We start from the raw sequence: 14,004 nt of genomic DNA, 5'->3' as shown, positions 1-14,004 counted from the left end.
GTAAAAGAAAAGAAAGACGCGTTTTTTTCTTACTTCTTACCTATTGTGGAACAAGAAAATGTTCGTTTGGAAAAACTACGTAGCGATATTCAAACCGAAAAGAGTCAAACAGAGCTTGAGCAGCTTGCCAAAAAATACCGCTTAGAGATTAGCTCTCCGATTACTGCGCCAGAGAAAGAGCAATTGCTGTCTCGGATCGATCAAATTCCCTCATCGTTAGTGTTAGCGCAAGCAGCGATTGAATCCGCCTGGGGAACATCTCGGTTCGCGACTCAAGGGAATAATTATTTTGGTCAATGGTGTTTTACCAAAGGCTGCGGTTTAGTTCCTTCCGCTCGCAATGATGGGGCGATTCATGAAGTGCGTGTGTTTGACTCGCCAACAGACTCTGTTCATGCGTATTTTAGAAATATTAATTCCCATCCAACCTACGCTCAGCTGAGAGATTTACGTGCGCAAGCACGCGCAAATGGCGAGCCCATTCACGGCTGTGTGCTTGCCGAGGGGTTGTCGAGATATTCAGAACGTGGTCAGCATTATATTGATGAGATTCGACAAATGATTCGCGTAAACAAACTCACTCCGCATAGTTTGGCACCGTGCAGAGCCGGGCCTAAGCAAGGGGCTGAGTAAAAGTGCTCTTGAGCAGAAGTGCTGAGTATTAAAATCACTACTCTAGAACGTGTTTCCTGTATGGCTGTATAGCTGTGTGGCTAGGCAGTGGTGATAAAAATCTCATCACGCTAGTGCTTATTCCTTGTACCACTCACCATTCGCTTTCGGTCTAATCCAAGCGTGCGAATACCAGTAATATCTGCCTTTTTCGGATGATGGTGCTGTGCAGTTAATGCGTGAACGGCCAACGGGGAGAGTAAGTTCTTGCTGAACGATGATACTGTTTTCTTCTTGCTTGATGGATACTGCATCACCCTCAAAAAAGCACGAAATACCTGCATACTTCCTATCAAATTCAAATCTTAAGCCTTTGCTTATACTGGGTTGTCGAACGATCTTTTGATTCGGAATGACCTTACTCGCATGTAGCGGCAAACTTGCGAGTTTTAACTTAAATTGTTTCATCGCACCGAAACGGTTGGTCATCGGGAATCGGGGTAATGCTGTTAGATCATGAGCATTGCCCACGGCGCCAGATTGCTGTCCAAAACTTACATAGCCGAGTTCTTGTGAGAGGCTTTGCACTTCTTGTGTATATTCCCCATAGGGATAAGCTAGCAGTTTGCTCGTATTAGGAATGTTTTGATCAATGATTTTCTCTGCGCGCAAGATATCTTCACGTAAACGAGCACGCCAATCCTCGTTTGTTTCGCCTTCTTGTTTACGAACGAGATGCAAATGGGTATGGGTGTGATTAGCAATGGTGGCGCCAAATTGCGTGACTTCTTTTAACTGATCCCATGTCATAAACAATTGATTGTTCTTTTTAATCGCTTGGGTGGCGACAAAGATCGTAAATGGCATATTCCGCTTTTTTAGTGCCGGAAAGGCCGAGCGATAAACTGACTCATAAGCATCATCAAACGTAATCGAGACCACTTTATCTGGGATGGTGCTTCCTTGCTGAAGATGCTGTACGAGTTTTGGGAGAGGCCAAACAGAAAAGCCTTGCTGCTCTATATGTTCTAAGTGTTGATCGAATAGCTGTGGACTGATACTCGTGCTCGGAGGCGTTTTGTCACTCACGTGATGATATTGCAGGATGACTGCTGATTGAGCCGTGAACGCTGATGATAAAAGTATTAGGCATATGAACAAACGGATGAAAAACATAGCTTGGTCTCGTGAAGCGTCGCAATGTGAAATGCTGAATCGATAGCACATACACTACACTGTTTTGAGCGCTTTGGCCTTGTGTTAATTAGATTAGCATCCATTCACTTAGAATAGTGGAATTGGCATAGTTGATTGTGTTGCAATTTGCTACATTAGAGCCTCAAGTGCTTGGAAAAAATACATGACCCTATTATTACTCTATCTTGCGATCGCGATTGGCGTATCGTTCTTATGCTCTATCTTAGAAGCTGTTCTCTTATCGATTACCCCTAGCTACAGCGAAACTATTCAATCAGAGAAGCCAAAACTGGGCGCTAAAATTGCCGAAGTTCGGACTAAACTAGACGAATCTCTTTCCAGTATTCTGATCTTAAATACCTTTGCGCATACGATGGGCGCAGCGGGGGTTGGGTCTCAAGCTGTTCAGGTTTATGGTGCCGAGTGGGAAACACTGATTGCGGTGTTACTCACCTTAGCTATTTTGTATTTTTCTGAGATTATTCCTAAGACATTGGGCGCGACCTATTGGCGGCAACTTGCTGTGCCGGCGTCTTTTACTATCTCTTGGTTAGTGAAAATTGTGTTCCCGCTAGTGTGGCTGTCGACGCGCTTGACCAAGTTATTCAGTAAAGACAAAGACAATGTGATTACGCGTGATGAAATTTTAGCGCTTGCCTCACTTGGCCAAAAAGACGGCACGATTGTCTCGCAAGAGAATGAATACTTATCAAATCTACTTCATCTTCGAGAAGTGGCGACGGAAGAAATTTTAACGCCTCGCAGTGTTGTGCATATGCTTCCTGCGGTCACCACCATTCAAGAAGCTTTGGATGATCCGCAAACAAGGCAATTTACACGTATACCTGTTTACGACGAGCATGTTGATGATGTGATTGGTCAGGTGATTCGTGCCGATCTATATGAAGCTGAACGCCAAGGCAAGGGTAGCGAGAGTATTGTTTCCGTTATTAAACCGTTGAGCCGTGTGTCCGATCGCTTACCTGTTCAAAAGCTCCTCGATACGTTCATTAAGAAGCGCGCACATTTGTTTTTGGTGACAGATGAGTTTGGCCAGAACGAAGGGGTTGTGTCTTTAGAAGATGCCATTGAAACTTTGCTAGGGCGAGAGATCATGGACGAGACGGACGCCGTTGAAGATATGCAGGCGCTTGCTCGTTCAAATCATCGCGAGAAGTTGCGAGAGACAAAAGCGCAAAGCGATGCGCCAGAGTCAAACGTCTAGGAGGTACATGCTGTGTCAAATGTTGCGAATGTACCAAGTGGTAAGTTAGAGAAGCTCGTTTTTGTCGCTTACTTATTACATTTCTTTAGCGCCTTTAATGGTTTGCTGTCTCCAGCACTTATCGTCACAGCTTTTCTCACCGGTTGGCCCTCTATTATTGCCTTGATCATCTGTTATGTGTGGCGTGATGAAGCTGCCGGTACATATTTAGATAGCCACTTTACTTGGCTCATACGCACCTTTTGGTTTGCCCTGTTATGTCTGGTAGTTGGCTTCATCTTAGTGTTTACAATTATTGGTGCGGTGATCGGTATTCCCATGTTGTTGATTTTAGGTCTTTGGGTTCTGTACCGATTATTGCGCGGCGTGCTTCGTTTGAATGCACGCTTGGGCATGTTGTTCTAAAAGGGTGAGCTACAAGCGCACTTAAATGCATCAAGGCCGCATTTTGCTTACATCGTGATTGAGCAAAAAAGTGAACTTTTCTTGTTTTTCTCTATTAAATCCTAAAAAAATGGATTCATTTCTTAGTTGGTCTGAACTTTGCAAGATCAGACGTGTGCTGCCATGGAGGTAGCCGCGTAAAGCGCTTGTAAGCGCAGGCAAAGAAGCCCAAACCATTATTCAGCTTAATTGCTGCCTAATGCTTTTTTTGTGCCTGAATTTCTGAGTTGATCAACGCCCCCGTAGAAGTTGCGATTGCGTTAGCTGAAGGCTAATGCCCCATTTTTTTATCGTAGAGGAAGTAAATATGCGTTCTAAGAAAAAACTAAAATCTTTTAGCCCAAAAAACATTCTTGCAACAGCGGTTGCCTTGGGATCTTGTTCGATGTCAGCACAGGCTTATGCAGCCGCAGAAACGGTTGCGGATGCCTTAGCATCCGGCACAGCTTGCGGCGATCTTCGTTTACGTTATGAAACGGTTGATCAAGATAACGCGCTAAAGGACGCAAGTGCATTAACCCTTAGAACACGTTTGGGTTATAAGACAGCCGAATACTCAGGCTCCTCAGGGTTGGTTTAATTTGAAGATTCGCGCGTGGTTGCAGGTGTGGATGAGTACAACAACGGCATTGGAAAAAATACGGGTGTTTAATCAGTTGTTGCCGACCCTGAAACCACTGAATTGGATCAAGCATTTTTGAAATATGGTGCCGGCAAGACAAGTGTCACGGTGGGTCGCCAGGTGATTGCTTTAGATAATCATCGTTTTGTTGGTCATGTCGGCAGGCGTCAGGATCGACAAACCTTTGATGGTGTTCGAGTTCTATCTGCATTAACAGATGCACTGGCTGCAGAATACGCTTATTTGAGTAAACGAAACCGTATTTTTGCTGAAGACAAAGATGTGGATGCGAAAGATCACTTGTTTAATGTCAGCTATAAGACTGGCCTTGGAAAGGTTTCTGCCTATGCGTATTTGCTAGAAGTTGATCAAGACGCAGAAAATGGTATCGATACCTACGGTGTTCGTTTCGCGGGCAAAAAAGAAATTTCTGAAGGTACAACTTTACTTTATAGCGCTGAACTAGCAACACAGGAATCAGAGTCAGCGACAACCTCCTATGACGCAGAGTACTTGGCACTCGAGTTAGGTGCCGCTGTGAAAGGAATTACCGCGAAACTAGGCTACGAACAATTGGGATCTGATGAAGGAATGTATGGTTTCTCAACCCCTCTCGCGACTGGCCATAAATTCAATGGCTGGACCGATCAATTTCTTGGAACGCCAAACCAAGGTCTAGTAGATACCTATGTATCTGTCAGCACAAAGCTAGCAGGCTTTAAGTTAGCTGCGACTTACCATGATTTTTCTGCGGATGAGAGCACTGCAGGAGTTGATGACTTCGGAAGCGAGCTTGATTTGTTGCTCGCGAAGAAGTTCAACAAAACCTATTCTGCTGGGTTTAAGTACGGTATGTACTCAGCGGGTGATGCTGGCACTAACAAAGTTGATACAGATAAAGCTTGGTTGTGGTTAGGTGCGAAGTTCTAATTAGTTGAGCTCCCTTAGCTAATTTTGCCGCCAATGTATTTCTGATACTTGGCGGCTTTTTTAGTTGGTTCGATCGTTTTGCTAAATAGCCGCATCTAGCAGCAAGAATCCTTCGCGTCCTGCGACAAAGATGACAGAGCACCACGCGAACGTAATGATTGTGATTTCAAGCAGAATTGAACGGCGGCTTTGCTTAAAGCGTCGGGCAATCACTGCATAGGTCGGTATGCCGATTAGAATTGGCGCAAGCACCGCTGATCCTCGTTTTCCGTACCTCTTCCAGATTCTAAGCACCTTTCTTAGATGCTTGTTGAATCCTTTTCGTTTCGACTGAAGTTTTTTTACCCACAAGTCAGTCAAAAACAACACGCTCACCGAAGATGATAGTGCAGCACCTAGATTGAATAAAAGCATCTCGATATAACTAAAACCGCTGCCCGCAGCAATGAATGGGCCTAGGTAGGTTTTCCACAGACTTAAAAAGTACATGGTCGCAGCTTGCAGGAAATACGTGTCGTCCATTTGTTCGCACTACTATTTATTTTGCGTTGATTGTGCGCGACTCTTTAATCAGCAGCAAGGCAAGAATGGTTTTTATGCGATTCAGTTGTACTGAGGCCTTATCGTCTCGTAAGTTGATTAAAGGCGACTCGAAGATCCTCTTTAGAAGTAATGCCGTGCAGAGTATTCGTTAGTCTTCCGTGCTTGTTGAATAGCAATAGCGTTGTCTTAGGGGCTTGGTATTTGCCAGCGAAAGTTTTGCCTTTCTTGTTGGCGAGGTTAGCAATTTTGAATTGTATGTCCTCGTCATACTCGGATTGGAGTGCATCTACGTTGCGCTTTAGTTGTGCGCAATTTGGGCAGTTTGGATCATGTACTTGAACCACAGTCGCTGTGCCATTGCCGATCACGGAAAGATCCTGTGTTGTCTGAATCACGTGACTATAGGCTGTTAGGCAAACGCCAAGAAAGGCTGCGAATACAGCGCTAATTCCAAGTTTTTTCAGGGTCTTAGGTGTAATTTTTTTACGTTTTACTTTTTGAGTTTTAGTAGTAGATGATTTCCCATGGCGTGCCATGATGCCTCCAGTGCGATTCTTTGCTGCTGAAAAAGATAGGGCTCTTGTGACATTCACGGTATAAAAAAGTTCATTCCAGTAAGGGATCTGGGCATGTCATCTTATGCCGTGATACATTCGTATAGTTAATCTTCGATCACAACAACAAACAGATTAAGCGGTAGCGACTTTCCATGATTATTAATCAAGATACTTTGAACTTCCTTCTTTATGACGTGTTTCAAGCAGAGGCTCTTACTGAGTTAGATGCCTACAAAGACCATGATCGTAGTACCTTTGATGGTGTTATCGATACGTCGCTTAAAATCGCACAAGACTACTTCTTACCGCACAACGCGAAGGCTGACGCAAATGAGCCAAGCTTTGATGGTGAAAGCGTATCGACCATTCCTGAGGTGAAAGAAGCGTGGAAGTATTTTACTGAAGCTGGATTGATTAATGCGCGTCATCGATTTGATGAGGGTGGAATGCAGCTGCCTGCGTTGGTGCATTCAGCATGTATGGGTTTGTTTACAGGCGCGAATCCGAGCACGGCTGGTTATCCATTCTTAACGAGTGCGGCATCGAATCTTATTCATGCGTTTGGGAGCGAAACCCAAAAAAGCTTGTATCTAGATGGAATGTTCTCTGGACGATTTGCTGGAACCATGGCTTTAACGGAACCGAATGTTGGTTCGAGTCTGGGAGATCTGACAACAAAAGCCACACCTCAAGACGATGGCAGCTACCGCTTGAAAGGTCAGAAGATGTATATCTCTGGTGGCGATCAAGATATCACCGAAAATATTATTCATTTGGTGCTCGCGCGCGTCGAGGGAGCTCCTCAAGGCGTGAAAGGGATAAGCTTATTTATTTGCCCAAAGTTTCTACTCAATGATGATGGCTCTTTGGGTAAACGCAATGATGTTATGTTGGCCGGTTTACTGCACAAAATGGGCTATCGAGGCACGACATCAACGGTGCTGAATTTTGGTGAGAAAGATGACTGTACTGCCTTCTTGATTGGTGAAGAGGGGAAAGGGCTTTCGTACATGTTCAAGATGATGAATGAGGCCAGAATTGGCGTAGGTCTTGGTGCAGCAATGATCGGTTATCGCGGTTATCTCGAGTCTTTGGCTTTCGCTAAAGACCGACCACAAGGCAGAAAACCCTCAAATCGAGACACTACAAGTGCCCCAGTGAATATTGTTGAGCATGCTGATGTGAAACGTATGTTGTTGGCTCAGAAAGTCTATGTAGAAGGTTCCTTAGCGCTGTGTTTGTTTGCGTCTAAATTGGTGGATGAACATGAGGCCGGTGGAGACGAAAATGCACTTGTGTTGCTAGATTTACTGACTCCGGTTGTGAAAAGCTACCCCTCTACTTATGGATGTAAAGCGAATGAATTAGCGATCCAAGTTTTGGGCGGCTCTGGCTATATTCGCGAGTATCCCGTTGAACAGTGCTACCGTGATAATCGGCTTAATCCTATCCATGAAGGCACACATGGTATTCAATCACTTGATTTGCTTGGTCGTAAACTATGGCAAAAACAAGGGCTTGGGCAGCAATTGCTCATGCAGCGAGTTCAGGCGACTTTAGCCAGAGCCAAAAAACATGAGCGCTTAGCTGATTTGGCTGAGCACTACAGCACTGCATTGAAAACATTTATCGAAACGACTACTGCTTTAGGTATGGCTCTGCAGCAAGGTCGAATTGATGAGACCTTAGCTAATTCTGCCTTATACCTTGATGTGATGGGGAGAATGGTCGTCGGTTGGTTGTGGTTAGACATGGCCTGTGCAGCATTAGAGTCGGATCGCGATGAAGCTTTTGTTTCGGGGAAATTACAAGCAGCACGTTATTTTATTCGTTGGGAACTTCCTGAAATTAATCATTTAAGCGAGTTGCTGAAAGGCTTTGATCAGACTTGCGTAGAAATGGAAGTTGACTGGTTCTAATGATCAGTTGATGAATAAAAAGGGGAGGTGACTCCCCTTTTTTGTGGGTGGAAATTGTTTCTAACGCGCGTAATAGGCAACCGTCGATGCCTTTTGAATAGTCTCTGCATTGATTAAATATCCTACGAGGTTCGGTGGGGTATTCTCGTCAACGTCTAAAGTTTCGGTGTTGAGTGCATAAACGGTAAATAAGTATTGGTGCGGTCTATCGCCTTCAGGAGGGCAGGCGCCTCCATAGCCTGTAGCACCGAAGCTTGTTTTGATTTGGATGCTACCTTTTGGCGCTAATTTAGCGTCGGTTTTACCTGCATTTTCTGGCAACGCTGTTGTGTCCGAAGGAATGTTGAACACAAGCCAGCGCCACCAACCTCCATCTGTGGGTGCATCTTTGTCGTACATGGTTATTGCAAAGCTTTTTGTTCCTTCAGGTGCATTCTGCCAGTTCAGTTCAGGTGAGATGTTTTCTCCCGAACAGCCAAAACCATTAAATACATGTTTCATCGCTAGCTGACCTTGAGCAGAGTCAGAACTAAGCGTGAGCCCCTGTGCCGACGCGGTTCCGGCTAATAGTAGAGCGCTGAACATAAGAAATATTGATTTCATTGTGAGTCCTTTTGATGGGGGGTGGTGGGCAAGTATAATTCTAGTTTCCTGCTGTGCTTTTTATAAATCGTTCGATTCTTTTTTGTTGAGCTTGCTGACAACCTTTGCGTTAGAGCCCTCCTTATCGGTAAACTCTGCAGTACATAAAAACACAGCTAATAATCTTCAAGTAAAAGGAAAGAATAGATGTTGAAAAATACGCTAGCAGCCGCTTCGGGTTTGTTGTTGACTGCGCCGGCATTTGCGCACCCAGGACATGATCATGCACATTGGTTGAGCGATCCTATCCACCTACTTACTGCCTTAGCGATTGCGGCTGTTGCTGTGACTGGTGTTGTCGTCGCTAAGCGTAAAAAAGCAAAGCTGGATAAGTAAAATCCTGAAGGGCGCGGATTCTTTCTTGATTATCTGCGCTCATGCTCTTAACTCTCTCCTTCTTCTGATTCGACATCGTGTTCCTTAAGCATAGCCTTGCGATGATGTTACTCACGGTGCTTGTGAGTTGCATACAAGTTCCTCAGTCTCCGTCCTTTTCGGTGTCGCCTGATAGACCACCAACGCAATATATAAGTTTTCAAGACTACTTGACGCAAACCAAGGCATACTTAACTCAAAATCGTGCGTTTATTTCAGACGATCCTGCGCGTGAGATAGAAGTAAACATGCCTTTTGAATTACGGCCATCTACTGAGGCAAACACCAAGAGAGCGATATTGCTGGTGCACGGCTTGGGCGATTCGCCATACTCTTTTATTGATGTAGCGCCGATTCTTGCGGAGCAAGGTTTTGTTGTAAGAGCGATTTTATTAGCGGGTCATGGAACGCGTCCGGCTGACTTGTTGTGGGCAAGCGAACGCGATTGGCAAAAGAGCATTGATCAACATGTAGCTTTGCTCAAAAAAGAATTCGACGAAGTGTGGCTGGGTGGTTTTTCTACTGGTGCAAATCTAGTGACTAGCGTTTCTCTTGAAGATGAAAGCATTAATGGTTTATTGCTTTATGCGCCAGCATTTCACCCTACCAGTAATCTGGTTCGCTTCTCTTCTTTTGCCTCTTATTTTATTGATTGGGTGGATGTTGACCCTGAAGAAAATATCGCACGCTATGATTCGCTGACGGCTCAGGCTGCTGCGTCCTACTACGCAACTGTTGAGTCATTGAATGATGAACTAGTGCGAAATGCGTTTGATCGACCTGCAATGTTGATTCTTAGCGAGGCAGACAGCGTGGTAGATAGCCAAGCTGTGGCAAATACCTTTCATGAAAAATTTACTAACGAAGATAGTCGACTAATTTGGTTTGGAGAGCCTCTACATATTAATGATGCGCGAGTTCATGTCCTAAATGCAAAGGTGCCAGAAATGCGCGTTAGCTCAATATCACACATGGGACCTTTGTTTTCTCCTATGAACCCTTATTACGGTGAGAAAGGCGAGTATCGGCATTGTAATAACGGCCAAGGGGTGGAAGTTTCATTGTGCCAAAACGCAACGCAAGTGTGGTACTCGGCATACGGTTATCAGGAAGCAGGTAAGCTTCATGCTCGCTTGACCTTTAATCCTCATTTTAATGAGACGAAAAGTCAGCTCTCTGATTTTTTGAGATAGTGTGCTGCTAGCGGGTTTTCCAGCAGCACACAGACGAGATTACAAATTCATGCAGTTCGCATAGTAGGTCGTTGTTGCTGGCCAGTCTGAAAAAATACCGATGATGCCAACGTCTTTCGCTAGCACATCGAGCACTTCATACATGTCTCCATCAGTATCAATGACGTCAGGATTACCAGTGCTGCCGTTCGTTGTTTGGTAGTACCAACCACCATTGTTTTTCAGCAGTCCAGATCGCTCAATCGTCCAAGTGATAAGGTCTAATCCTGCTTGTTTGGCATTCATTGCATAGTCAGACGGGATAATTTCGCCATGCGCGTTAACCTCGAGCAACATCCACATCGGAGGGGCGAGTACATTGACGCCATCAGCTACCCAAGACTCCATTTCAGCAAGGCTGACGTTCATGTCATATCGTCCATCAAGATAGACCGCTTGTTTGCCAAAGTGAGGGTGTTGCTGTATCCAGTATGTCACGTCATCATAATTAAATGATTGAGGCCATACTCGTCGCGGTGAGATGCCTGCAGCTTGATATTCTTCAATCAACTGTGACGCATAGTCTTGCTGTGTGTAATCGCCTTCGAATGGCATCTCCACTTGAGGAGATTTTAGTTCTGGCGTGAAATCGACGCCTAGTTCTTTAAAGAGTTGAATACTTTCGGCATGTGTCAGCAATGTACCGCGACCGCTGTATCCGTCTGTTCGCCAACTAGCTGTGGCATCCATATATTCATCAATACTTGTTGCTGCTAGGTTGGCCGCGTCCATTTTGCCTTCAAGTGATTTGAACTCGGCAACAGTGATGTCACTAGCACAGCATCTAATGTCTGATGCATTAATAAGTTCACCTTCTGAATTGAATTCCGGCGCAACAGAGCACTTCTGGGCGAGTGGCGTTGCAAGAATGTTTGTTGTTGTGTGGAGATCACATTGCGCATGACGACACACTAGCGCGCGATCTTTTGTAAAGGTGACATCACATTCCATGATACCAGCGCCCATTTTAGCCGCTGCGATATAAGACTCTTTAGTATGTTCGGGAAATTGCATGGGGGCGCCGCGATGTCCGATCGAGAAGTTGCTTGGCGCAAATGGGCCCGACTTACAACTTTGAAGCTTTCGTTTTAATTTGCTGTCAGTCATATCTTCAACCAGAAAGAACGGCCGAGGTCCAAGCTGAACTTTTGTTAGTCTTTTAGCGATGCGCGATTCTTTTTGATGAAGTTTTCGTTCTGTTTTATGAAGTTTGTGTTCTAGTTTTTTTATCGTTTTTGATTCAGCGTGATGGCTTGATTTGTATGTATTTGAGTTGTGTGCGCTTACATTGAATGACACGCATATAGTGAGAAGTATTAATATTATCCGCATGATTTCCTCCTGTCGTTTTTATAAAGCCAGCAAAGGTGTGGCGGCTTCTAAAGTATTTGGAGAAAAAGTCATTTTTGAGTCGTTTTTTTGAATGTAATGGGTCTTTTTTGTTGCAGTCACTGTCATAAATTTTAGAACGTCTCTACTCACGTGCGTGATAACTGGCGGCCTCGATTTAGTTTGTACAAGATTTCTTTTCGAATGCGCAATATTGACTATCTTCCATATTCAATTTTGAACAGAGGTTTTGGATTTATGTCAGATTCTTTATTGGTATAGCAGCTTACCTTAGAGGTGTTGGGCGTGCACCGTCACTTAGAGCGTTTAAAAGAAAGCTTCGGCGTGATCACTGATTGGGAGGCCAGAGCTTGGATGATTCTTCAGTTTTTGAATGAGCAGGGTAAGTGCCGGATGAATACCTTGCTCCAAGAACAGCATTTATTGCAATCTTATGCGCATCACCTTTTGAACGAGCTCATAGCAGCGGAGGCCATCATAAGCGATGAGCATTATCCAGAAATTCATGCACACTATGAAATTACGTCTTCAGGCAAAGCCGCATTGCAAAGATTAAGAGAGGCGATGCAGCCAGGTTTTGAGCAATTTGATGAGGATTTCGATACAGAAAAGCTACGTGTAGCTGTAGACACATTAAAAACGTATCGACATCGCTTAGCTTGTATCAAGCTTGATGACTAAGCTCTGTTTCTAAGGCTCATGAGCGTGTAAGATAGAGAGAATTTCACTCGTCTTAATTATCTCATGAGTTATCAGGTTCTCGCTCGAAAGTGGCGACCGAAAAATTTTAAGCAAATGGTTGGGCAAGAACACGTCTTGCAGGCCTTAATCCATGCTTTAGAATCGCAGCGACTTCACCACGCTTATTTGTTTACCGGCACTAGAGGTGTCGGTAAAACGACTATTGCACGGATTCTTGCACGTTGCTTAAGTTGTGAACGAGGCATTACCTCAGAGCCTTGTGGCGAGTGCGGAGCTTGTACGTCAATCGAGCAAGGGCGTTATGTTGATCTTATCGAGATCGATGCGGCTTCGCGAACCAAAGTCGAAGACATGCGAGGGCTTCTTGAGAATGTTCAGTACGCGCCAACTGAAGGGCGTTTTAAGATCTATCTGATCGACGAAGTACACATGCTGTCGACGCATAGTTTTAATGCCTTGCTGAAAACTCTGGAAGAACCGCCAGAGCATGTGAAATTCTTATTTGCGACCACCGATCCTCAAAAATTACCGATTACGATCCTATCACGTTGCCTTCAGTTCAATCTGAAGAATATGACGCCGGAAAGAATCGTTCATCACTTGAAGTTTGTTTTATCACAAGAGCAAGTCAGTGCCGAAGATGCCGCATTATGGGCGATAGCTCGGGGTGCTGATGGCAGTATGCGTGATGCCTTGAGTCTGACGGATCAGGCTATCGCCTATACCCAAGGTCAGTTAGGTGAAACCGCCGTGAGTGCCATGCTTGGTACAGTGGACCAGAAGAAGGTGTATCGTTTACTCGACATGCTTGTAGCGCGTGATGCAAAAGCAATGCTAGGCGTTGTAGCTGAGCTAGCAGAATTTGCGCCCGATTACGCCTCAGTGCTTGAGGTCTTGGTTTCGGTGTTTCACAGAGTTGCCATTGAACAGGCAGTAGCTGGTGCAACGGATAATAGCCAAGGCGATCAGGAGCGTATCACCTTTTATGCGCAAAACTTAAGTGCAGAAGATGTGCAGCTTTACTATCAAATTGCGCTAGTGGCGAGAAAAGACTTAGCGATTTCACCGGACGCGCGCTCAGGGTTCGAAATGGCTTTGTTACGCATGATGGCATTTTGCATGGCACCACCTACTAAGCCGGTGACGCAGGCACTAGCGCCTGAGGTTTCAACGACACATGCGCCGCCAGCTCATGAAGTTCAGGGTGAGGTTGAAACTGCTTCAAGTGAAGCCGATGTGAGTGATCAAACGAGTGTACAGCCAGAGCCTCTGACAGTGAATTCTGAAGTAGCAGAAATGCAGCAGGAATCAGAGCAGACTTCAGAGTCGCAAATAGAACCGCAAAACGATGTTGCCGCAGCGCCTGTTGAGCAAGTTCCTGCATATATGAACGAAGCTCCGCCATTGCAAGATGAACATCCTGCACCTGCAATAGACAATCAGCAAAGCTTGGTTGAAGAGCCTGTCGAAGCAATGATTGAAGCTGCGCCTATGCCATCTGAGATCAACTCAACTGTTGATACGCAAGCGAACGAGAGTCAAAAAAAAACACCTAAGTTCGATGACTCTCAAGACTTAGATAGCATGAGCTGGCCGCGTCAGGCCATTAGACTTGGTTTGACAGGCATGACTCAAAACCTACTTATGAATATGG

At 45.0% G+C, this 14,004-nt stretch carries 14 protein-coding genes and 1 pseudogene; 10 read left to right on the top strand and 5 right to left on the bottom strand.

The window, feature by feature from the left end:
• A partial coding sequence (locus A3738_RS04870) for a glucosaminidase domain-containing protein (protein ID WP_068763404.1) occupies window positions 1-633 on the top strand: 633 nt, incomplete at its 5' end.
• Window positions 634-750: 117 nt separating this feature from the next.
• Here A3738_RS04870 and A3738_RS04865 read toward each other — a convergent pair.
• A complete protein-coding gene (locus tag A3738_RS04865; protein ID WP_197469403.1) occupies window positions 751-1,701 on the bottom strand; it encodes a polysaccharide deacetylase family protein in 951 nt (316 codons plus the stop codon).
• A gap of 271 nt (window positions 1,702-1,972) precedes the next feature.
• On the opposite strand from A3738_RS04865, the gene A3738_RS04860 reads away from it, so the two are divergent.
• From A3738_RS04860 to A3738_RS04845, 4 genes and pseudogenes are all read left to right on the top strand, one after another.
• The gene (locus tag A3738_RS04860) at window positions 1,973-3,034 is read left to right on the top strand and encodes a CNNM domain-containing protein (protein WP_068473278.1); all 1,062 of its coding nucleotides are present in this window, start codon (window positions 1,973-1,975) and stop codon (window positions 3,032-3,034) included.
• A gap of 12 nt (window positions 3,035-3,046) precedes the next feature.
• Window positions 3,047-3,439, top strand: coding sequence for a hypothetical protein (locus A3738_RS04855; RefSeq protein ID WP_068473275.1), 393 nt, complete (start codon window positions 3,047-3,049; stop codon window positions 3,437-3,439).
• Between the two features lie 346 nt (window positions 3,440-3,785).
• A complete protein-coding gene (locus A3738_RS30580) occupies window positions 3,786-4,058 on the top strand; it encodes a hypothetical protein (protein WP_197472246.1) in 273 nt (90 codons plus the stop codon).
• Between the two features lie 93 nt (window positions 4,059-4,151).
• Window positions 4,152-5,030: pseudogene (locus A3738_RS04845) on the top strand (alginate export family protein); the annotation flags it as partial.
• Between the two features lie 81 nt (window positions 5,031-5,111).
• On the opposite strand, the gene A3738_RS04840 reads toward A3738_RS04845, so the two are convergent.
• Both A3738_RS04840 and A3738_RS04835 read right to left on the bottom strand, forming a co-directional pair.
• Window positions 5,112-5,552, bottom strand: a complete 441-nt coding sequence (locus A3738_RS04840; RefSeq protein WP_068473270.1) for a hypothetical protein — start codon at window positions 5,550-5,552, stop codon at window positions 5,112-5,114.
• A gap of 98 nt (window positions 5,553-5,650) precedes the next feature.
• Window positions 5,651-6,109 (bottom strand): thioredoxin family protein, encoded by a 459-nt coding sequence (locus A3738_RS04835; protein WP_068473266.1) that lies wholly within the window; start codon window positions 6,107-6,109, stop codon window positions 5,651-5,653.
• A 173-nt stretch (window positions 6,110-6,282) separates the two neighbouring features.
• Between A3738_RS04835 and A3738_RS04830 the strand changes: the two genes are divergently transcribed.
• A complete protein-coding gene (locus tag A3738_RS04830; protein WP_068473262.1) occupies window positions 6,283-8,049 on the top strand; it encodes an acyl-CoA dehydrogenase in 1,767 nt (588 codons plus the stop codon).
• A 60-nt stretch (window positions 8,050-8,109) separates the two neighbouring features.
• On the opposite strand, the gene A3738_RS04825 is transcribed toward A3738_RS04830, so the two are convergent.
• Window positions 8,110-8,652, bottom strand: a complete 543-nt coding sequence (locus A3738_RS04825; RefSeq protein ID WP_082878372.1) for a YbhB/YbcL family Raf kinase inhibitor-like protein — start codon at window positions 8,650-8,652, stop codon at window positions 8,110-8,112.
• 186 nt (window positions 8,653-8,838) lie between these two features.
• Here A3738_RS04825 and A3738_RS04820 point away from each other — a divergent pair, with 186 nt between their 5' ends.
• Together A3738_RS04820 and A3738_RS04815 are read left to right on the top strand one after the other, a co-directional pair.
• On the top strand, window positions 8,839-9,027 hold the full coding sequence (locus A3738_RS04820; RefSeq protein ID WP_068473259.1) for a hypothetical protein: 189 nt from the start codon (window positions 8,839-8,841) through the stop codon (window positions 9,025-9,027).
• Between the two features lie 101 nt (window positions 9,028-9,128).
• A complete protein-coding gene (locus A3738_RS04815) occupies window positions 9,129-10,259 on the top strand; it encodes a carboxylesterase (protein ID WP_068473255.1) in 1,131 nt (376 codons plus the stop codon).
• A 39-nt stretch (window positions 10,260-10,298) separates the two neighbouring features.
• On the opposite strand, the gene A3738_RS04810 is transcribed toward A3738_RS04815, so the two are convergent.
• Window positions 10,299-11,405 (bottom strand): glycerophosphodiester phosphodiesterase family protein, encoded by a 1,107-nt coding sequence (locus A3738_RS04810; protein ID WP_197469407.1) that lies wholly within the window; start codon window positions 11,403-11,405, stop codon window positions 10,299-10,301.
• Between the two features lie 528 nt (window positions 11,406-11,933).
• Here A3738_RS04810 and A3738_RS04805 point away from each other — a divergent pair.
• Together A3738_RS04805 and dnaX are read left to right on the top strand one after the other, a co-directional pair.
• Window positions 11,934-12,329 (top strand): hypothetical protein, encoded by a 396-nt coding sequence (locus tag A3738_RS04805; RefSeq protein ID WP_156502723.1) that lies wholly within the window; start codon window positions 11,934-11,936, stop codon window positions 12,327-12,329.
• A 63-nt stretch (window positions 12,330-12,392) separates the two neighbouring features.
• A partial coding sequence (gene dnaX, locus A3738_RS04800) for a DNA polymerase III subunit gamma/tau (protein WP_156503964.1) occupies window positions 12,393-14,004 on the top strand: 1,612 nt, incomplete at its 3' end.

Source organism: Oleiphilus sp. HI0066 (assembly GCF_001635725.1).
This window is presented reverse-complemented; position numbering and strand designations above follow the sequence as displayed.

What these genes read in the sequence shown, in the direction of transcription:
- A3738_RS04860 (WP_068473278.1), top strand. Translation starts at nt 1,973, where the DNA reads ATGACCCTATTATTACTCTATCTTGCGATCGCGATTGGCGTATCGTTC.
- A3738_RS30580 (WP_197472246.1), top strand. Translation starts at nt 3,786, where the DNA reads ATGCGTTCTAAGAAAAAACTAAAATCTTTTAGCCCAAAAAACATTCTT.
- A3738_RS04840 (WP_068473270.1), bottom strand. Translation starts at nt 5,552, where the DNA reads ATGGACGACACGTATTTCCTGCAAGCTGCGACCATGTACTTTTTAAGT.
- A3738_RS04835 (WP_068473266.1), bottom strand. Translation starts at nt 6,109, where the DNA reads ATGGCACGCCATGGGAAATCATCTACTACTAAAACTCAAAAAGTAAAA.
- A3738_RS04830 (WP_068473262.1), top strand. Translation starts at nt 6,283, where the DNA reads ATGATTATTAATCAAGATACTTTGAACTTCCTTCTTTATGACGTGTTT.
- A3738_RS04825 (WP_082878372.1), bottom strand. Translation starts at nt 8,652, where the DNA reads ATGAAATCAATATTTCTTATGTTCAGCGCTCTACTATTAGCCGGAACC.
- A3738_RS04820 (WP_068473259.1), top strand. Translation starts at nt 8,839, where the DNA reads ATGTTGAAAAATACGCTAGCAGCCGCTTCGGGTTTGTTGTTGACTGCG.
- A3738_RS04815 (WP_068473255.1), top strand. Translation starts at nt 9,129, where the DNA reads ATGATGTTACTCACGGTGCTTGTGAGTTGCATACAAGTTCCTCAGTCT.
- A3738_RS04810 (WP_197469407.1), bottom strand. Translation starts at nt 11,405, where the DNA reads ATGACTGACAGCAAATTAAAACGAAAGCTTCAAAGTTGTAAGTCGGGC.